This is a genomic window from Marinobacter sp. EhC06 (assembly GCF_001650915.1).
Lineage (GTDB): Bacteria > Pseudomonadota > Gammaproteobacteria > Pseudomonadales > Oleiphilaceae > Marinobacter.
Genome location: NZ_LXYO01000036.1, coordinates 137,531 through 154,049, shown reverse-complemented (window position 1 = coordinate 154,049; position 16,519 = coordinate 137,531). Strand labels below are relative to the sequence as shown.

The following is a 16,519-nucleotide window of genomic DNA, read 5'->3' as shown; positions in this document are numbered from 1 at the left end:
GTCCTCTGAAATATTCAGGCGACAACTACGCTGACACATAGGGCTTTCGACGGAAAGAAAGTTTACTCCGCGTCGATACAAAAGATTTGTGAAGCATTCCAGTCTTTCCTTGAGGAGCGAGAAGGAAATGGAATTGTAATTGCGGACTCACGCACTCCTGCACAGAATCAAAATGTATCCCAATCCGTCTTCACCCAGAAGTTCAAGGTGAATGGAGACCGGTATGACAGAGTTCTGGAGATGCCCTTATTCGGCCACAGCGAGAACCACGCAGGACTGCAAATGGTAGACTGGATTTCATCGAGTTTGCTATTTCCCATAGCCACCAAAACCTACTGTGACGGTTATATTCAGTCGATACATCTGCATCAAAAGGATGCTCTGATCAAATCTCGATATTCAGATCGGCTAAGAAATCTCCAGTACAGATACCAGGTTGAGAAAAACAACGGAGTTTTCAGGTACTCCGGCGGCATAACTGTCAATGACGGAATATCTCAAAAATCGTCGGTGTACATGTTTCGTTGAATCCGGCAAATGGTTTTGATTGGCAAGAAAAAATGCCCAAAACTATAAAAACCTCGACAACGAAATCAACGCGGATATTTCACGAATTCCTTACTTAACGTCGCACACAAAGGACTCGACCGTGTGACAGACCAAGAGGTTGTAAAAGCAGCCCTTGAAGTCTGGCATCAGGGCTGTGTCCCGTCGCCTCTGATGCGAAGGCGAACCTTCCTGAGCGTTTGTCCCGGGAGCGTATCGACGGGCTGGCACAATCCTAGAGTCTCGATCACGATCTCAGGCCGTTTATGAAAGCCCTACTTCCCTTCCAAACCCGGCACTATAAGCGCGGACTTGATAAAACTGCAGCTTGAATTCATTGCTCAGGCCAGAGATCCTTTCTCGGCGACTTCATTCAAGTAATCCGGGGCCAGATGCGCATACCGCATTGTCAGCTTCAGATCTGAATGTCCCAGGCCTTTCTGCAGTGTCAGTATATGACCTCCATTCATCACGAAGTGACTGGCGAGCGTGTGCCTGCAAATATGAGTCAGTTGCCCTTTTGTTAATTTGATGCCGCCTCTCTCAAGGGCGGATCTGAAGGCGCTGAAGCAGGACTGGAACGGCAGTTCGGGCTCGTCGATTTTCAGTCGACGTAACTTTTCCAACGGGTTTTTCCCTTTCCAATGGCCTTGCCGGATCAGCTCGTTAAATACTGCTGTGAGATAGGCCTGCTCATGGTTCTGGGTGTTCTCTGAAATACCGGAATCCAACCGGGGCTGCAATAAGTGCAAAGTCGACAGGCTTGAATCTGACGATGACATGACTCAAAAAGCTGAGAGTGCAACCAGCTAAGTCGGTAATTGCAGAAATAATCTAACGCTTAATGAATTTTACTGCTGCCCCTGGAAGTCAGATCGATGTCCGATTTCCAAGGGCAGAGCATAATAAGGGGGGCGCACTACAGGTGTTGAGGTGGTATCAGACACGCCTTCTGCGAAGGCCGACTAGCGATAACAGACCAAATCCTAGAAGTGCCAGCGAACCCGGCTCCGGCACTTGTACGCTGGGCCCGAGATCCATGGAAAGCAGACTGCCTGCTTTTTTTCCGCTTTCATCCAGAAAGCGAACCTTCAGGTGCGGTGTGTCAGTGTAGTTGGCAACGCCCGAGTCAAAGGTAAAGGAAAACAGCATACCGTCGGCCAAGTTCGCTGAACCAGTCCAACATGGGTGATTGATTCCACCGGTCAGCGCCTGGCATCCATTGGCATTTAAACCCCAGCCATTAATGTTACCTCCAAATGTACCAGGACCAGCCAGAAAGATATCACTTGGACTGGAGACTGCTCCCACATCGTTGATAGCGATAGAATCAATCGTGAGCGCACTGGCCCAATCACCTGTGAGGTCGGCAGGATCAGCATCAATCTGAAGATTCATCGTGTTTCCGGCCCACGATGAGGAAAACGTCGCCCCCTGAAATGTCAGCAACCCAGCGGATGCGGTCAGAGGTGCCAGCCCAACAAATGTTAGAACGATACTGGCCAACTTACTGCGAAGCATCGAAGTCATGATTTTTTCCCCAAAAACTAAATCCGGTTGATAAATCGTTGTTGCAACCACTAATCCACAACGACTCCATATCTAACAAAAAGCAAAAAAACGGCCAGAAACTTCATGTTTATGTATTCAAACGTTTTCTTTTTTTCGTCGCTTTAGGCCAAACATAGGACTGTAAAATTTCCCGACACCAATAACCCAAAGCATTCTATAGATAGTCATGCCAAGTGGCGTCAAAATTCGCAAGGGGACCGCGTCCAGCATGGCTTCCTAGTAGACAACGATGTTGCAATAAGTCTAGCGGACAAGTAACAAGCTTTTTAGGGTCGGCACCTGTGCCCAATAGAACAGCGCTGAAACACAATGGCATCCACTCTAGGCTTTTGCGGTATTTAAAGGCGAACTTCGGTGGATGCTAGCACCACTACTTCCTTTAGTCGCTATGAAACTGAGCGAATTCTTTCCATGTGACAATCGCGTATTTATACATGGTTTTGCCGACACTCATTTTTGTCAAAAAAGCCAACGTCCCGAAAAGACAAGCCGAATACACTACCTCCTGAACAAAAATACCAGCCGTGCTCACCACCCGCGCGGCGCGAGTACAAAAACAACGACGTAATGGAGTGTATCAATGGCTTTTTCCTCCCTTTCCCGGTCAAGGGCACTGTCTCTTGCGATCGCCGCCGCCACTGTCGGCTTCTCTGTTCCAGTTAACGCCAGCATGGGCAACCTTGGCACCACCTATGGCGTTATGCCGGTGGATGTCGCTACGGCCCAATCCTTATCCATGTTCAATGACCAGGTGTCAGCCACCTATTACAACCCAGCCTATCTGACCAAAGATGAGCGTGGGGAGCTGACGGCTGGCATTCTGCACGCCGAACAGGAACTGCGTTCTGCCAATCCGAATGCCAATGGCGATATCCTGGCCAACTCGCCGAGCCAGCACGTGCTGATTGGTATGAAAACCAATCTGGGTTCTTTGACTCGCTTCAAGCACCCCATCTATCTGGGCTTTATTGCCGGCGTCGAGAAATACGGTAAGGAAATGCTGGCGTTCGATTCGCAGACCACGGAGAACGGCCAGTTCCTTCAGTACGGTAAAGAGCCCCTGTTCCTGAACATCGGTGGCGCTACGCCGATCTGGCGCGGCATCTCCGCCGGTGCTTCGGTACGCGTCACCCTGGACGCCCAGGCAAACCTTGATGCAGTCTCTACTCTGGGTGGCGAGACCAGCCGGGAACGCCTTGCGGTCAATGCCGAGCCGTCACTGAAAACCATTCTGGGCACCACCATTGATCTGGGCAGCACCTTCTGCCCGGACAGCGACTGCCTCCTGAACGGCTGGGAAACCGCGCTCACTTATCGAACCAAGTCAGCGGCCTCCACGTCGGTTGATTCCAACATCATTGTCACCCAGACCATTCCGGATCCCGGCCTGAGTCTGGCAGTCTCCACCATTGATTCCTTCCAGCCGGAAACCTTCGGCTTTGGCGCTCAATACAAGGGCGAAAACTGGCGGATTGGTGGCAGCGTGGAGCAGCAGAACTGGTCAGAGCTGGAGAAGGAATTTTCTTCCGATACGATCAAGGATCAGCAGTCTGTGCCCGTGGGCAGCCGGATTCAGTTCGACGACGTGCTGATTCCACGGATCGGCGCCGAGTACGCCCTGAACAAGAACTTTTCTGTGCGCGGCGGCGTTGCCTATGAGGAGTCACCGCTCAAGTCCACCCGCAATCCGGAGATCAATTACCTCGATACCGACAAGATTGTTGTCGGTCTGGGCCTGAGTGCCACCTACGACCGCACCCGTCTGCTCGCCTACCCCGTCCGTCTGGATATTGGTTACCAGTACCAGCAGCTGCAGGAGCGGGATTTCACGCTGGTGGATTTTGACGGCAACGAAACGCCGGTTACGGCAGACGGCGACGTTCACGTTGTCAGCGGCTCCATCACCCTGAAGTTTTAAGGAGGGCACGCCATGAAGTACAACAGAACACTGGCACTGGTTCCCGCCCTGTTGCTGGCCGCCTGTGGTGGCAGCGAACAGAAAATGAACGAAAAGGTTTCTCCAGGCTCCGTAGTTTATTCCTATCCGGCCGACGGACAGCCGGATGTGAGCCCGAAGGCCGACATCGTTCTGCGCTTCAGCCATGCCGTGACCGATGAGGATACGGAACTGCAGAACAAGATCCTGGTGGAATCGCAGGGCCAGCCCGTGCCTTTCGCGATCAGCAGGGTGGACGGGGGCAAGAGTCTGAAGCTGTCCCCTGCCTCAGAGCTCGATCACCTCGGCGCCTACACGGTGACCTTTAGCGAGCCACTGATTGCCGAAGGCGGTCGGCAGATAGAAACCCCCAACGCGGTAGGTGACGCCGGCATTCAGTTCCAGACCCGGGGCAGTTTCTCCGGGCCAGCGAGCACAACCAACTCGGCCCAGGGTTTTGGTATTGCCTGGCAGGTGCCGGCAAACAATAGTGCCTTCGAGCCGATGAACTTCTCTACTTTCCGTCTGGCAATGACCCACCCTGTCCACCCCGAGTGGGAGGCCCTGGGCGGTTCGATCCAGCTTCTTGATGGCAACGGCGATGAAGTACCGGTGACGGTTCTGGTAAAAGGCAACCGGATAACCGTTGACCCCTGTGTGGTCGAGGACCCAAGGGAATGTGGCAGCAAAGCCGACGTTCTGGATACCAACCAGACCTACACGCTGCATTTCGAGAACCTTGCCAGCCTGACAGCGCCGGACGCGGAACGGTTCAGTGAGGAGATCGCATTTACTCCCCGCGAGACTGGCCCTACAGTCGTACTGCAGCAATCTGCTGTTGATTCGGGCCTGGCGGCAGGCGCTGCGGAAGAGGATGCAACCCGATCGGTTCTGAATGGGCAGATCATCAACGGTGTGACTCTCAATTCAGTACTGCAGGGCGAAGCTGGCCCTTCCCAACAGACTGGTGATCTGTTTGCAGAGCTGGCCTTTGCACCGGCGTTCGAGGCTAATGAGGCACTTCCGTTGCGTATAGCCCGCGGCAGCGTGCTGAACAGCACCAGCCTTGACGTTCTTGTGGGTGGCGAAGTTCCGGTTCTGGATGCCGCCACCGGCCAACTCCAGACCACCGGTAACATCAAAGTCACCATGTTGTCGGATGCCTCCGGCTATCTCAGCCCCAATCCCTATACCGACGACCTGAACGCACCACGGCACATCACGTTGTTTATGGATGTTTCCATGAACACTGAAAATGCCCAGCCCAACGCGGCTCTGTCGCAGGACCTGATGGGGGTGGAACTGCGCGGTATCGCCCTGGTGCAGGATGGGGTGCTGACCATCGACGCCATTGGCATGGTGGAACCCAACCTTCTTGGGCAGGAGTACACCGACTCGACCATCGCGTTCCACCTGCAGGCAGCCACCGATGCCGACTCAGTGCTTGATGCCGAGATGCTCCGTGAACTGGACAGCACACCACCAAGCCTGGTCAGCTGGATGCCCGGCCCGGACAACGCCATTCCGGATACGCGCCAGTCGATGCATCGCCCCGGGGATCCGGTCATTCTGTTCTTTGATGAGCCCCTTGCCCCGGACTCGATTAATCAGGGAGTCTCACTGATCGCCGATGGTGTTCCTGTCGAGACACTTGAGACAAGACTGGACGGAACTGCCGTAACCCTTAACCCTGGCGATGGTCTGCGCCATGGCGTTGACTACGAAGTCGTCATTGATGGTTTAACCGATCTGGCCGGAAATCCAGCTACCACGGCTCCTTTGCAGTTTTCACTGGCCGATATTGGCGACTCCTCTGTGACCAGGCGCCCTGCCCTTGCCCTGACAACCTATCCCGGTTATCCCTGCGAGACCGACCACAGCCTGCTGGACCTCTCCGCCGGCATACTTGGCCAGTGTTATTCGGATGGGGGTATCGGCGACACTCTGCCAGTCAGCACCATGCCGTCAGATCGCCCCATTACCGTGGTCTTTTCAAAGTCCATGGACCTGAACTCCATCATTCCGGGCGACACGTTTATCGTTGAAAAAGTGAGCCAGGAACCAAATGGCTCCGTCACGGTTCTTGAAAACGAGGTGCCTGGCCGGCTCGAAAAGAATCTCCAACGGATACGCTTCTACCCGGACCAGCCCTGGGAGGCCGGCGCGCACTACCGGTATACCCTCAAGTCTTCTGAAGGTACGGGAACCTGCACGGCTGGAGCCTATACCTCGATTTGCGATTCCGATGGCCTGGCCCTGAAAACCGATCTGCTTGAAGGGTTGGATGACGGCGGTGGCAACAACGGCCCAGATGACATGGTGATCTATTTCACCGGAACCGAGCCACTGGACAGCGTGTTCACGCCGCTGCGGAACCTGCCAGTACGCGATACCAACGCCAACTTCCTGGTGGACTGCGACTCCAATACCAATCCGGACTGTCTTGAGCCTTTTGCCCACGAGGGCAGCGACAATGACGGATGGGCCGCTTCAGCCAATTCAACTAAACTGAGGGTCCGTAATAACCAGGCCTCGGCCTCTCCACCTGTCATCGTCGCCAGCACGGCCGACGCAAGGGTTGGTTGCGAGACCGGTGAGCAGTGCCCCAAGGACAAGTTCATCTACCAGACCTACGCCCTCAACACAGAAGTTGTCGGCCCTGGCGTGTATGAACCAACCGGCGATAAGGGGATTCTGGTGAACCTGTATCCGACGCAATTGGCGACCACATCGATCAGTGTGTTTACAGAGCTTCGGGTTTTTGGATTTATCCCACTTCAAGAGGAGTCCATTACCAATACCCAGGTCCTCCGCATGCGCTATGCCAAGGACGATCCGGCGTGTTCCGGCCCGGGCTGCAGCCGCTCTGGCCTGATACCCGGGGTGATAACCGAAGGTGAGAATGGCCAACCGGTATTCAAGACCCGCGCCGAACTGATGCTTGATGCACCCGACATGGAAATTCCGTTGGGTGGCCGCCACGACCTTTATGGCCGGGAATTTGTGCTTGAACTTGAAGGCAATATCACCTTCTTCGATGACGGCAGGATGCAGATTGAGCAACGCAACTCCAACCTGGTCGACATTAACGTTCGGGCGCGAGCCCTGGGGGTTCCCGGTGGTGAAATTGTGACGATCGATCTGCCCCTGCAGATCCCCGAGCAAGGCGTCTACCTCAACTTCATCTCAAACCCGGTCAAAGAAATCCCGGCAGAGCAGTAAAAGGCTCTGAAACCTCTGAAAAGGGCCAGCCTCCGGGTTGGCCCTTTTTGCACCGGGTACAACCGAGGGTTATTTCCCCCTCCAAGTCATTTACTGCTAATCTGGTTGCAGATTGAAACCGCTATAGCAAAACAACAATTTTCAGGAGAGGCCCTTCATGGAAAATGGCACCCACTATCGTACCTGTCACCTTTGCGAGGCCATGTGCGGTGTCGCGATCGAAATGAAGGACGGACAGATTGCCTCCATCAAGGGTGACGAAAATGATCCATTGAGCCGGGGGCACATTTGCCCGAAGGCGGTTGCTCTGCAAGACCTGCACGAGGATCCGGACCGCCTGAAGAAGCCTGTTCGGAAAACCGGGACCGGCTGGCAGGAAATGGAGTGGGACGAGGCCTTTGATCTGGTCGCGGAGAAACTCCATCAGACCCGTCAGGACCACGGTCGCAACAGCATCGGCGTGTACCTGGGCAATCCGAACGTCCATAACCATGGTTCTCTGGTTGCCACCATGCCGCTGCTGCGGGCCATCGGGACCCAGAACCGGTTTTCAGCAACTTCTAACGATCAGCTGCCCCACATGCTGGCCAGCCTGGAGATGTTCGGGCATCAGGTTCTGTTTCCGATTCCGGATATCGATCACACGGATCTGTTTATCTGCATCGGCGCCAACCCCATGGCGTCCAATGGCAGCCTGATGACGGTTCCGGACTTCCGCGGGCGACTCAAAGCCCTGAAGCAACGCGGCGGCAGGATGATCGTGGTTGATCCACGCCGGACTGAAACCGCCAAGCTGGCCGACGAGTTCCACTTTATCCGGCCCGGAAGCGATGCCCTGCTGCTCATGGCCATGGTGCATACATTGTTTGAAGAAGGCTTGGTGGATCCGGGTCCGGCCGAGAGGCTGGTGAAAGACGTCGACCTTCTGCGTCTGGCGGCCATTTCCTTCACCCCTGAATCTGTCAGCGAGCACACCGGCATCTCCGCAAAGGATATCCGGGCACTGGCCCGTGAGCTAGCCACAACCCGGAAGGCGGCACTTTACACTCGCATGGGCACCAGCACCCAGACATTTGGCGGTGTTGCCACATGGCTGGCCTACTGCCTCAATATCCTGACCGGCAAACTGGATCTTCCGGGCGGCATGCTGTTTTCTCAACCGGCCATTGATCTGGTGGAACTGGGCGCCATGGCCGGGCAGAAAGGGCACTTCGGCAAGCGCCACAGCCGTGTAAAGGGACTGCCTGAATTCGGCGGGGAATACCCGGCCAGTACCATGGCCGATGAGATGCTGACCCCCGGCGAAGGGCAGATCCGGGCCTTTGTCACCGTTGCCGGCAACCCGGTGCTCTCCAGCCCCAACGGGCGGCGTCTGGAAGAGGCTCTGGGCGGCCTCGATTTCATGGTCTCGGTGGACTATTACCTGAACGAAACCACCCGGCATGCCGATATCATTCTTCCGCCGACAGCTGCGCTGGAACGCAGCCACTACGATCTGATCTTCAGCATGTTTGCGGTGCGCAATGTCGCCAAGTACAACGAAGCATTGTTCGATGCCGGCCCGGATACCCGTCATGACTGGCAGATTTTACTGGAACTGGCCCACCGGCTGGAAAAGATCCGGAAAGGCGGGCGCCTGCCCCTGCGCACGGAGCTGGGCTGGCGCGCATTCAAGCAGATTGGTCCGGATCCCATTCTCGATCTGTTGTTGCGCTCCGGCCCCTACGGCGCCGATGCCGGGCGCGCGCGCGGATTGCTGCAGCCAGCCGTCGATCTGGTGATGGACATTCTGCCGAAACGACACCTGCTTCGTGGACTGGCCAAACTCAGCCCTCTTAACCGACGCTGGCAGGAACTACCAAAAGGGCTTTCCCTGAGCGCCCTGAAGGAAAACCCGAACGGCGTCGATCTTGGGCCGCTGAAACCATCCCTGCCGGAGCGATTGTTTACACGCGATGGCAAGATCAACCTTGCGCCCAGGCGCTACCTGGACGATCTCGGCCGGCTGCACGATGCACTGGCTGCGCCGACCGGAGACTCCCTGCAACTGATCGGCAGACGCCATGTCCGTAGCAATAATTCCTGGATGCATAACAGTCAGCGACTGGTAAAGGGCAAGGATCGTTGCACCCTGATAATTCACCCCAGAGATGCCAGTCGTCTCGGTTTGCAGGCCGCTGACTCGGCGGAAATCGCATCTGACTCCCGACAGATTGTGCTACCAGTCGAGATTTCTGAAGATATTATGCCCGGCGTGGTGTCGATTCCCCATGGCTGGGGCCACGACCGGGACGGAACCGGCCAGTCGGTGGCGGCTGCACACGCTGGCGCCAGCATCAATGACGTACTCAGCGACGGCAATATTGATCCGCTCTCCGGGACTTCCGTATTGAATGGGCAGCCTGTTGCTGTCAAAGTCTGGCGCCCGGAGCGCCAACGTAAACGGGCCTGATTCAAAGAGGAGCCGAAAATGCCCCAGTGGCTGCAGTGGAGTCTGATCATCGCCGGCCTAGTCGTCATTATTCTTTTGGCATTGTTCATCCGCCGCCAGTTAGGATTGCTCTCGGAAAACCGCAAGCGGCAGGCCAAGGCTGAGGAGTTCCAGACGAACCGCAGAAAAGACATGATCCGCAGTGTTCGCGTCATCGCTATGGCGGTTGAAGAGGACCAGATCGAGTACTCGGAAGCCTGCCTGAGACTCAAGGGCCTGCTGGACCACATTGCCCCGGAGTTGCTGGAGCAGGCGCCTTTCAGGGTTTTCCAGGAGGTTCATGACCAACTGCAGCATATGCCCACCCACAGGGCTCGGCAGGCAACAGAAACGAAGTTCGTGGATAAAATGGACAAGGAACGGTTTGAGGTTGAGCAAAAGCACGCCGACGCGATTCGCCGAGCGGCAACCGCCATCCGACACCATTCCTTTTAGGCTTTGCGCTGGCGACCAAGTACACAGTGCAACTGGTCAGACCTCATTTTTGTAACAGTTTGTAACTAAAATAGTAGTAAAACAGATATTTTAGCTCAACAAATCAAAAGGTTCTGTCGACCTGAAAAACTGACACTCTGCTCATTCCTTCCCGGTTACAACTATTGACTTTTCTTTTTTCCATCAGGGTCTAAATTGAAAACAGGGAGGCACCTATCATCTGCGGAAGGTGCCACCTAACGTTGTTTTCTCCTGATAAGTTTGGACGACACTGCAATAAAGCGGGTGAGCTTGCCGGCCTTGGGGCCGGCTTTTTTTGGGGGGATTTTCGGAAGGGGCACCCGCTACTGGCTCATCATACCCGCCATGGCCATGACACTATCCTTGCTGTTAACCAGCTCATCAAATTGTTCCTCAACTTGCTCCCGATCGAGCCCCAGCGCGTCATAAAACTCCTGACTGACTTCCTCCCCCGCGCCCAGAGCCACACCCCGGGCGGTTAACAGCTGACGTCCGAGCCATAACAACCGGGCATAGACGCGGTGGCTGCCATCGTATGAGGGGTTCTTCTGATAACGGATCGCGAGGGTGACCTCATCCGGCATACCCCAATTCTCCATCAACTGGGCTGCGATCTGTTCCCGGGTGATCCCAAGCAGATAGTGCTCGGTCACCGAGGAATCGATATCAGGATTCACTTCCAAAGAACGGCAAACCAGCTTGAAATGAGGTGGGAACACCTGCGCAAGGACCAGATGGCCAAAGTTATGGAGCAGTCCACCAAGGTAGGCAAGACCGAACACTGGCCGCTCGCCACGGGGCATCATGCTAGCCAGGATACCCGCTGACTGGGCCTGCCAGATTGCCTGTTGCCAGTAATCCACGTAGCCCTCCGGGTGATCCTGGGGCTGCTTGAGCGCCCGCCCGAGAGAAAGCCCCATGGCCAGGTTCATGACCAGATCGAATCCGAGCACCCGGGAAACCGCGTCGTGCACCGACTTTACCTGACCTGCTGCCGCATAGAATGAGGACGAGGCCCAGCTTACAACCTGCGCCGCGAGGCTCGGGTCGCTCTCGACAATATCTACAAGGTCACCCATGACAGCGTTGGGATTGACCCGAAGGTGGATAATTCGCTGGGCGGTTTCCGGCAGCGGCGGCAGCTCCAGGGTATCTTCCAGTCGTTGCTGTATTCTCAGGCCGGTGAATTTCTTGATGGCGGAATGGAACTGGTCCCGATCCCTGCCGTGGTCGTCAAGGTTAACGTTGATGGATTCCGGCGCAACGGCGAAGGAGCGTCTATCAGCCTTGGCTGTCAGGGCCCGGAAATCCTCTGCTGGCATGACCATCGCAAGGTTCTGCTCGCCCAATTCAAGCGCAACGGCGGGCAAGTCATCCACACGCTCATCTACCACGGTTGGCCAGCCTGTCAGTGATGGCAATGCCGGGAGCGCCTTGAGGCCCGCCCTTTCCCGAACGCGCAACTGTTCGCGGCGCTTCATTAGGCGCAGATCACGGCCCAGCTGTTTGTTCAGTTGTTCCAGGTCAATCAGATCGTCGCGGCGGCAGATTACCTGGAGGTTCCCTTGCTCATCACTGAGCAGAACCATTCGCAACAGTTCTTTCTGGCTCGCCTGGCCTGCATCCCTCAGGGATACGCCGGCTGCGGTATCACCCAGAGCCTGCTGAACTGCGACAGGTAATTCCATATATTTCTCCCGAATATTGCTGTTTTCCGTCGGATAACCCGAACCTGAAAATCACACTGAGTTCAGTATAGGGCAAAGAAATGACCCTGACGTTGACCGAACTCTATTTCCAAACCGCTTTCATACGCACTCAGTGACCAAATGGACGTCTCTAGACATCGCCGTAACGCGTTCTGTCACCAAGCCATCGCCTAACGAGAGCGCGGACAACCTCCGGGTGAGCCATCAGGCCTGGCGCCATTTCCCGAACTGGCTCGATCCAGCCCTTGTCGCGCTCAAAGTCTGCCAGCCGAAACTGCATCATACCGGTTTGCCGGGTGCCCAACACCTCGCCCGGCCCTCTTATTTCCAGATCTTTCTCGGCGATAAAGAAGCCGTCCTGACTGTCCCTGAGCGCCTGCAACCGAGCCTTGCCATTGGCAGACAGAGGTGGGTGATACATCAGCACACAGAAACTGGCCTGCTCGCCCCGGCCAACACGACCACGAAGCTGATGCAACTGCGCCAGCCCGAGGCGCTCCGGGTTTTCAATGATGATCAGCGATGCGTTGGGCACGTCCACCCCAACTTCAATGACAGTGGTAGCAACCAGCAGATCCAGCTCGCCGACTTTGAACTGCTCCATTACCGCCGCCTTTTCCTGAGCCTTTAAACGCCCGTGCACAAGCCCCACTTTCAGATCCGGTAATCGCTCGGCCAACTCCTGGGCAGTGACTTCTGCTGCCTGGCACTGCAGGGCTTCGGATTCCTCGATCAGGGTACAGACCCAGTAGGCCTGCCGGCCTTCCCGACAGGCGCCGCGGACCCGTTCAATCACATCTTCCCTGCGGCTGTCTGGAATCACGATGGTTTCGATCGGCTTCCGCCCTGGCGGAAGTTCGTCAATCACCGAGGTATCCAGGTCGGCATAGGCGCTCATGGCCAGGGTACGGGGAATCGGTGTTGCCGTCATGATCAGTTGGTGAGGTGCCAGGGAGCCGCCCACGCCCTTTTCCCGCAGGGCGAGTCGCTGGTGAACACCAAAACGGTGCTGCTCATCCACAATCACCAGGGCAAGGCGGTGGAACTCTACATCCTCCTGAAACAGGGCATGGGTGCCTATCACCACTCCGGCATCGCCCGACTGGACCGCTTCCAGCGTTTCAGCCCGGGCTTTGCCCTTAACCTTTCCGGATAGCCAGGCCAGGCGAATGCCAAGGGGTTCCAGCCATGCCCGGAAATTCTGGAAGTGCTGCTCGGCAAGAATTTCGGTAGGTGCCATCAACGCCACCTGGGCACCAGCGCCAATGGCCTGCAATGCCGCCAGCGCCGCCACCACTGTTTTTCCGGAGCCGACATCGCCCTGGACAAGCCGGAGCATCGGCATCGGCTGGCTCAGATCCTGACGAATGTCAGCCAGCACATGACGCTGGGCACCGGTGAGTGCGAACGGCAGGGAGTCCAGGAAACGCTCGGGCAGGTCACCCGTGGGCAGGAGTGGTAGCGCTTCGCGGGCCTGGATCTGCTCACGCACCTGCAGCAGGCTCAATTGGTGCGCCAACAGCTCTTCCATCACCAATCGCTGTTGCGCGGGGTGGCGTCCTTCCATCAACTGGTTTACGGGCGCGTTGGCAGGTGGAGAATGCACCAGTTGGACAGCTTCGGTGATTCCGGGCAACTGGTATTTGGCCAACAATCCCTGCGGTAACCAGTCCTTGATCGGGAATCGCTGGAGATAGCCCAGGGCCTGCTGACACAGAGAGCGCACCCGGGGTTGCTGAATCCCCTCGGTAAGAGGATAAACCGGCGTCAGGGTTGCCTCACCTTCCGACGGCATGGGCGGCGGGTTCACCTGGTACTCGGGGTGGTAAAACTCATACCCTGCGCGGCCAGGACGAACCTCGCCAAAGCAGCGAACCCTGGCGCCTTCGCTCAGCTGGTTTTTCTGGGCGGCGTTAAAGTGAAAGAAGCGCATGACCAGAAAGCCGCTGCTATCTCGAAGGGTCACCTGCAGGCTGCGCCTGCGTCCCATCACGAGATCGGCTTTCATCACCTCCCCTTCCACCACAGCGACGTCGCCAATGCGAAGACTTCCCATGGGTATAACGCGGGTTCTGTCCTCATACCGATGTGGCAGGTGAAAGAGCAGGTCCTGCAGGGAGACAATGCCCAGCTTGGCGAGCTTCTCTGCCAGGGCGCTTCCTACGCCCTTGAGCTGGGTGACCGGAATGTCATCCAGTGACGTCATAAGCAGGCTCAGGCGCTTTCAGCCACAACCGGTGTATCTGTTTTCGCCTTTTCAATTACCCGGCACTGGCTGGCAGCCAGGGACAGCACATCAATAGCCTTGGGCCGCGGGAAAGTAACCCGCCAGGCCAGGGCCACCGTGCGGAACGGCACCGGAGGCGCAAACGGCCGTACTGCCAGGATGTCTTCATGGTACTGCATGGCCGTGGCGGCCGAGAGCGGCAGTACGGTAATGCCCAGGCCGGAAGCCACCATATGGCGAATGGTTTCGAGGGAACTGCCTTCGGTGACCAGAGCCGGTGAACCATTATTGGCCCGATGCGTCACGGCCTCCACCAGTGGTGGACAGGATTCCAGAACCTGGTCCCGGAAACAGTGGCCCGGCCCGAGCAGAAGCAATTGCTCCTTGGCCAGTTCGTCCGCAGTCAACTGTTCCTTACTGGCCAGCGGATGCCCGGCCGGCAGCAGAACAACAAACGGTTCATCGTAAAGCGGCAGGGTAACCACTTCCGGCTCCTCGAACGGCAGAGCAATAATAATGGCGTCCAGCTCAGACTGCCGGAGTTTCTGCCTCAGGTTCGCGGTGTAGTTCTCTTCAATGTAGAGTGGCATCTCCGGGGCGGCACGCCTGAGTTCCGGCAGCAGGTGCGGGAACAGGTAGGGGCCAATGGTGTAGATGGCGCCCACTTTCAGAGGTGAGTTGAGCTGGTTCTTGCCATCCTGGGCCATGTCCTTGATCAGGCCGACCTGGTCGAGGACACGCTGGGCCTGTTCGATAATGCGCAGCCCGGTTTCGGTGACACGGATGCTGCTTTTGCTTCGCTCAAAAAGCGGTATACCGAGCTCGTCTTCCAACTTTTTAACAGCAACGCTGAGCGTTGGCTGACTGACATGGCAACGCTCTGCAGCCCTGCCAAAATGCCTTTCGCGGGCCAGCGTAACGACGTATCGTAACTCGGTGAGAGTCATGGTGAGCTCCGGTCAGAAAGATGCGGGTCGAAGTTTCACGAATTTATGAGGTAAAGCATAAGGATTGAAATTGTCTATGGCAATCACTGAAGGTAGTAAGGCGCACCGAATTCTGGTGGCCGGTTGCGGCAAACTCGGGGGCACCATTGCCACCCTACTGACAGCCTCAGCCACGGTGTACGGCCTGCGCCGGAACCCGGACCGTGTTCCCGACGGCGTTGAAGGTATCGGCGCCGACCTGACCCGGCCGGAAACACTCACCGGTAAGTTACCGGAGGGACTCGACATCGTTATCTATTGCCTGACGCCCTCCAGCTACGATCAGCAGGGTTATCGGGATGCCTACGTGACGGGCCTGGCAAATTTATTGGAGGCCCTGGGTGGTCAATCCCTTAAACACCTGTTCTTTGTGAGCAGCAGCAGTGTCTACTCACAGGATGACGACAGCTGGGTGGATGAATCCAGCCCCACGAAACCGGCCCGGTTCAGCGGCGAGCAGGTCCTGGCTGGCGAGCAGACCGCGCTCGAAAGCGGCCACCCGGCGACCATCATCCGCTACAGTGGCATTTACGGGCCGTCACGGCGGCGTTTTCTTGAGGAGGTCCAGGAGGGACGCATGAATCCGACGAAGCCAGCACCGTTCAGCAACCGGATTCATGAAGAGGATGCAGCAGACGCGGCAGCCCACCTGGTGAAACTGGCACTTTCGGGAGCGACACTGGAAACCTGCTACCTGGCCAGCGATTGCGAGCCGGTGAGGCTTGATGAGGTAGTAGACTGGGTCCGGCAGCAAACACCCTGTGCCGAGCCACAGCCGGATGCCCGTAAAGGCGGACGGGCCGGCAGTAAACGCTGCAACAACAAGAGACTGCTGAGCACCGGCTTCCAGTTCCGCTATCCGGATTTCCGGGCCGGCTACCGCGCCATGATAGACCAGGGCTGAGCCTACGGCATTAAAAAAGGCGGCCCAAGGCCGCCTCTTCTGAATCCTGGTGTCATCAGGTCTTAGCTGAGCACCATAACCGCTTCCATTTCAATGGGCACACCCTTGGGCAGCGCCGCGACGCCTACCGCCGCTCGGGCCGGATACGGTTCCTGGAAATAAGTGGCCATGATCTCATTGACCGTGGCGAAATTGGCCAGGTCAGTCATGTAGATGTTCAGCTTCACAATATCCTTCAGCTCACCACCGGCGGCTTCGCAGACAGCCTTGAGGTTATCGAATACTTGCCGGGTCTTGGCAGCGAAATCGCCGGCGACGACTTCCATGGTTTCCGGTACCAGCGGAATCTGGCCAGACAGGTATACAGTATCTCCCGCCTTTACCGCCTGGGAATAGGTACCGATCGCCTGGGGTGCATTCTCGGTCTGAATTACGGATTTGTTGGTCATGACCCTTGGTTTCCTCTCTTC

General features: G+C 56.6%; 12 protein-coding genes. 6 read left to right on the top strand and 6 right to left on the bottom strand.

Annotated features, from left to right (window positions below):
- The first annotated feature begins 12 nt into the window (after positions 1 to 12).
- Complete coding sequence (locus tag A8B84_RS22170) at positions 13 to 528, top strand: DUF3800 domain-containing protein (protein WP_082905235.1); 516 nt, start codon at positions 13 to 15, stop codon at positions 526 to 528.
- 359 nt (positions 529 to 887) lie between these two features.
- On the opposite strand, the gene A8B84_RS19775 is transcribed toward A8B84_RS22170, so the two are convergent.
- Both A8B84_RS19775 and A8B84_RS19770 read right to left on the bottom strand, forming a co-directional pair.
- Positions 888 to 1,277, bottom strand: a complete 390-nt coding sequence (locus A8B84_RS19775) for a tyrosine-type recombinase/integrase (protein WP_064228382.1) — start codon at positions 1,275 to 1,277, stop codon at positions 888 to 890.
- 208 nt (positions 1,278 to 1,485) lie between these two features.
- On the bottom strand, positions 1,486 to 2,127 hold the full coding sequence (locus A8B84_RS19770) for a PEP-CTERM sorting domain-containing protein (RefSeq protein WP_138103111.1): 642 nt from the start codon (positions 2,125 to 2,127) through the stop codon (positions 1,486 to 1,488).
- Between the two features lie 571 nt (positions 2,128 to 2,698).
- Here A8B84_RS19770 and aupA point away from each other — a divergent pair.
- From aupA to A8B84_RS19750, 4 genes are all read left to right on the top strand, one after another.
- On the top strand, positions 2,699 to 4,036 hold the full coding sequence (aupA, locus tag A8B84_RS19765) for an alkane uptake protein AupA (protein WP_064228384.1): 1,338 nt from the start codon (positions 2,699 to 2,701) through the stop codon (positions 4,034 to 4,036).
- Positions 4,037 to 4,048: 12 nt separating this feature from the next.
- The gene (locus A8B84_RS19760; RefSeq protein WP_064228385.1) at positions 4,049 to 7,276 is read left to right on the top strand and encodes an Ig-like domain-containing protein; all 3,228 of its coding nucleotides are present in this window, start codon (positions 4,049 to 4,051) and stop codon (positions 7,274 to 7,276) included.
- Between the two features lie 157 nt (positions 7,277 to 7,433).
- Positions 7,434 to 9,728, top strand: a complete 2,295-nt coding sequence (locus A8B84_RS19755; protein ID WP_064228386.1) for a molybdopterin-dependent oxidoreductase — start codon at positions 7,434 to 7,436, stop codon at positions 9,726 to 9,728.
- Between the two features lie 18 nt (positions 9,729 to 9,746).
- A complete protein-coding gene (locus tag A8B84_RS19750; RefSeq protein WP_064228387.1) occupies positions 9,747 to 10,202 on the top strand; it encodes a DUF2489 domain-containing protein in 456 nt (151 codons plus the stop codon).
- A gap of 344 nt (positions 10,203 to 10,546) precedes the next feature.
- On the opposite strand, the gene A8B84_RS19745 is transcribed toward A8B84_RS19750, so the two are convergent.
- The 3 genes from A8B84_RS19745 to A8B84_RS19735 form a co-directional block, all read right to left on the bottom strand.
- Positions 10,547 to 11,911, bottom strand: a complete 1,365-nt coding sequence (locus A8B84_RS19745; protein ID WP_064228388.1) for an aminoacyl-tRNA deacylase and HDOD domain-containing protein — start codon at positions 11,909 to 11,911, stop codon at positions 10,547 to 10,549.
- A gap of 151 nt (positions 11,912 to 12,062) precedes the next feature.
- Complete coding sequence (gene recG / locus A8B84_RS19740; protein WP_064228389.1) at positions 12,063 to 14,138, bottom strand: ATP-dependent DNA helicase RecG; 2,076 nt, start codon at positions 14,136 to 14,138, stop codon at positions 12,063 to 12,065.
- Positions 14,139 to 14,146: 8 nt separating this feature from the next.
- Positions 14,147 to 15,106: a hydrogen peroxide-inducible genes activator gene (locus tag A8B84_RS19735; protein WP_053114223.1), complete on the bottom strand. Its 960-nt coding sequence runs from the start codon at positions 15,104 to 15,106 to the stop codon at positions 14,147 to 14,149.
- A 76-nt stretch (positions 15,107 to 15,182) separates the two neighbouring features.
- Here A8B84_RS19735 and A8B84_RS19730 point away from each other — a divergent pair, with 76 nt between their 5' ends.
- Entirely contained in the window at positions 15,183 to 16,049 is an 867-nt protein-coding gene (locus A8B84_RS19730) for an NAD-dependent epimerase/dehydratase family protein (protein ID WP_064228390.1), read from the top strand.
- Between the two features lie 62 nt (positions 16,050 to 16,111).
- Here the strand turns inward: A8B84_RS19730 and A8B84_RS19725 are convergent, their stop codons facing one another.
- Complete coding sequence (locus tag A8B84_RS19725) at positions 16,112 to 16,498, bottom strand: RidA family protein (protein ID WP_064228391.1); 387 nt, start codon at positions 16,496 to 16,498, stop codon at positions 16,112 to 16,114.
- Between the last annotated feature and the right edge of the window lie 21 nt (positions 16,499 to 16,519).